A 4,214-nucleotide genomic window follows, 5' to 3' on the forward strand; every position below is an offset into this window, starting at 1 on the left:
ACGGTTCTGGTCACGGGTGGTACGGGTTCGTTGGCGGGGTTGTTGGCCCGGCATCTGGTGTCGGTGCATGGGGTGCGGCATTTGGTGTTGGCGAGTCGTCGTGGTCCGGCGGCCGAGGGTGTCGCGGAGCTGGTGGAGGAGCTGACGGCCCAGGGCGCCTCGGTGTCCGTACTCGCCTGCGACGTCTCACAGCGGGACTCGGTGGCGGAACTGCTGGAGACGGTCACGGCCGAGCGCCGACTGTCCGGCGTCATCCACACAGCCGGCGTCCTCGACGACGGTGTCCTCGGGGCGTTGAACGACGAGAGGCTGGCGCGCGTCTTCGCGCCCAAGGCCGCCGCGGCCCATCACCTGGACGAGCTGACGCGCGACCTTGATCTCGACTCCTTCGTGGTGTTCTCCTCCGCGGCGGGTACCTTCGGCTCCGCAGGCCAGGGCAACTACGCGGCGGCCAACGCCTACGTGGACGCGCTGATGTTCCGTCGTCGGGCCGCGGGCCTGCCCGGGGTTTCCCTGGCCTGGGGCCTCTGGGCGCAGGCCACCGGCCTGACCGGTCACCTCGGCGCCGTGGATCAGGCGCGTATGGGTCGTGGTGGTGTGCTGGCGCTGTCGTCGTCCGAGGGCATGGAGCTCTTTGACGTTGGTGTGGCCGGTGATCAGGCGCTGCTGGTCCCGATCAAGCTGGATCTGCGTGCGGTGCGTGCGGAGGCCGCTGCGAGTGGCGGGGTTCAGCCGGTGTTGCGTGGGCTGGTGCGTCCGGGGCGTCGTGCGGCCCAGGCTGGTACCGGTGACCGCAGTGCTCTGGCCCAGCGGCTGGTGGGTCTCTCCACCACCGACCAGGAAAAGACCCTGCTCGACATCATCGGTGCCGAGGCCATGGACGTGCTCGGCGTGAACGTCGGCGACCTGGGCCAGGGCGGCCGCGGCTTCAGCGAGCTCGGCTTCGACTCGCTGACGGCGGTCGAGCTGCGCAACCGGCTCAGCGCGGCCACGGGGGTCAAGCTCCCCGCCACGCTGATCTTCGACTACCCGACCCCGCGAGCCCTGGCGCGCTACCTGCGCGACGAGTTCAGCGGACAGACGGCCACCGCCGTCCAGACGGCGATGCCGACGAGTGTCTCCACGGACGACCCGATCGTCATCGTCGGTATGGCGTGCCGCCTGCCGGGTGGTGTGGCGGGTCCGGAAGACCTGTGGCAGATGGTGAGCGAGGGCCGCGACGGCATGTCCGGCTTCCCGACGGACCGCGGATGGAACCTGGACGGGCTGTTCGACTCCGACCCCGACCAGGCCGGGACGTCGTACGTCCAGCAGGGCGGTTTCCTGCACGAGGCGGGCCGGTTCGATGCCGGGTTCTTCGGCATCTCCCCGCGCGAGGCCATGGCGATGGACCCGCAGCAGCGTCTGCTGCTGGAGGCCTCGTGGGAGGTCTTCGAGCGTGCGGGCATCGACCCGACCCGCGCACAGGACACCAACATCGGTGTCTTCTCCGGAGTGTCGATCCACGACTACCTCGGAGCGCTGGAGCAGGTTCCGGAGGAGTTCGAAGGCTTCGCGACGACGGCCATCGCCGGAAGCGTCGCGTCGGGCCGTGTGTCGTACGTGTTCGGGTTCGAGGGTCCGGCAGTGACGGTCGACACGGCGTGCTCCTCGTCGCTGGTCGCGATCCACCTGGCCGCGCAGGCGCTGCGGCAGGGCGAGTGCACGATGGCACTCGCCGGCGGCGTCGCCGTGATGGGCTCTCCGGCCGGTGTGCTGGGCTTCTCGCGCCAGCGCGGCCTGGCCGCCGACGGCCGTATCAAGGCCTTCTCGTCCACCGCCGACGGCACGGTGCTGTCCGAGGGCGTCGGTGTCGTCCTCCTGGAGCGGCTCTCGGACGCGCGGAGGAACGGACATCACGTCCTGGCGGTGGTACGGGGTTCGGCGATCAACCAGGACGGTGCGTCCAATGGTCTGACGGCTCCGAACGGTCCCGCGCAGCAGCGGGTGATCCGCAAGGCGCTCGCCAACGCCGGTCTCTCCGCCTCGGACATCGACGTCGTCGAGGCGCACGGCACGGGTACGACGCTGGGCGACCCGATCGAGGCGCAGGCCCTGCTGGCCACGTACGGCCAGGGGCGCCCGGACGGCCAGCCGCTGTGGCTCGGTTCGCTGAAGTCCAACATCGGTCACACGCAGGCCGCCGCAGGCGTGGCGAGCGTGATCAAGATGGTCGAGTCGATGCAGCACGGAATCCTTCCCGCGACGCTGCACGTCGACGAACCGACGTCACAGGTGGACTGGTCGGCCGGCGCGGTCGAGCTGCTCACCGAAGAACGCTCGTGGCCGGAGACCGAGCGTCCCCGCCGCGTGGGCGTCTCCTCCTTCGGAGTCAGCGGTACGAACGTCCACCTCATCCTGGAGCAGGCGCCGCAGGAGGCCGCCGTCGACCAGGAGCCGACGACCGAGGACGACGCGGTCATGCCGTTCGTGGTGTCGGCGAAGGGTGCGGGTGCGCTGGCCGGGCAGGCGCGGCGGCTCGCCGCATTCATCGAGGCCGACGAGACCGTCTCGCTGACCGGCGTCGCCGCTTCGCTCCTTGCCGACCGGGCGCTGCTCTCGGACCGCGCGGTGGTCGTGGCAGGGACGCGGGACGAACTCCTGGCCGGCCTCGGCACACTGGCCGCCGGCGAGTCCGGCCCTGGTGCGGCCGCAGGGACCCGTACGGGTACGGGCAAACTGGTGCTGCTGTTCCCCGGCCAGGGTGCGCAGCGCGCTGGAATGGGGCGCGATCTCTACGCCCGCTACCCGGTGTTCGCGGCAGCCTTCGACGAGGTGTGCGCGGAGCTGGACGATCGCCTGACGGGATGGGTGTCCCGGTCCATCCGCGACCTCGTCTTCTCTGCCGAGGGCAGCGCCGAAGCGGAGCTGCTGGACCAGACGGTGTACACGCAGGCGGCGCTCTTCGCCGTCGAGACCGCGCTGTTCCGGCTCGTGCAGTCGTGGGGGGTCCGCCCCGACGTGGTGATGGGCCACTCGATCGGTGAGATCACCGCCGCACATGCGGCCGGGGTGCTGTCGCTGAAGGACGCCGCGACCATGGTCGCGGCCCGGGGGCGGCTGATGCAGTCCCTGCCGACCGGTGGCGCCATGGTGGCGGTGGCGGCGAGCCAGACCGAGATCGCCGAACTGCTGACCGACGGCGTGGACATCGCTGCCGTCAACGGCCCCGCGTCCGTCGTGCTCTCCGGTGACGAGGCCGCTGTGCTCGAACTCGCGGAAAAGCTGCGGGTGTCGGGCAGGAAGGTCAAGCGCCTGGCGGTGTCGCACGCGTTCCACTCCGCCCGGATGGACGCGATGCTCGGTGAGTTCGCGGACGAACTGGCCGGTGTGGAATGGCAGCCGGCGAGCATTCCCGTGGTCTCCAATGTCACGGGCCACGTCGTGCAGGACGCCTTGATGCAGACGGCGGACTACTGGGTGGAGCATGTACGCCGCCCCGTGCGCTTCGCCGCGGGCGCCCAGGCCGCACTGGCGCACGGCGGCCAGGTGTTCCTGGAGCTCGGCCCGGGTGCGGTGCTGACCGGACTCGTACAGGAGCTGGCCGCCGAGACGCCCGACGCGGCGGATGCCGTGTTCGTGACGGCGCTGCGGGACGGCCGCGACGAACCGCAGACGCTGCTGGGCTCGCTCGCGGAGGCCTTCGTCCGGGGTGTGGATGTGGACTGGACGGCGGTTCTGCCGAACGGAGTTGCGGGTGCGCGGACGGCTCTGCCGACGTACGCCTTCGACCACGAGCACTACTGGCTGCGTACGGCGGGCGCCCCCTCGGACGCCACGTCCCTCGGACTGTCGGCCACCGATCACCCGCTCCTCGGCGCGAAGGTCGATGTGCCGGAGACGGGCGGCCTGCTGTACACCTCGCGGCTGTCGCTGCGTACGCATCCGTGGCTTGCCGATCACACTGTTCAGGGTGTGGTGCTCGTCCCGGGCACGATCTATGTCGACCTGGCGATCCGGGCCGGGGACGAGTTCGGGTGCGGGGTGCTGGACGAGCTGGTGATCGATGCTCCGCTGGTGCTGCCCGAGGAGGGTTCGGTACGGATCCAGGTCGCGGTCGGCGGCGAGGACGGGACGGGCCGTCGTGCCGTCGGTGTGTACGCGGCTCGGGGCGATGCCGGTGAGGGTGGCGGGCAGGAGTGGACGCGGCATGCGTCTGGTGTGCTGTCGCCGGT

General features: G+C 70.8%; 1 protein-coding gene. It reads left to right on the forward strand.

Annotated elements, in window-relative coordinates:
* Positions 1 to 57 precede the first annotated feature (57 nt).
* Positions 58 to 4,214, forward strand: a 4,157-nt coding sequence (locus AC07FA_RS34150) for a type I polyketide synthase (protein ID WP_479080240.1), incomplete at its 3' end; no start/stop codon positions are given.

This window comes from Streptomyces sp. NPDC045968, assembly GCF_056430475.1.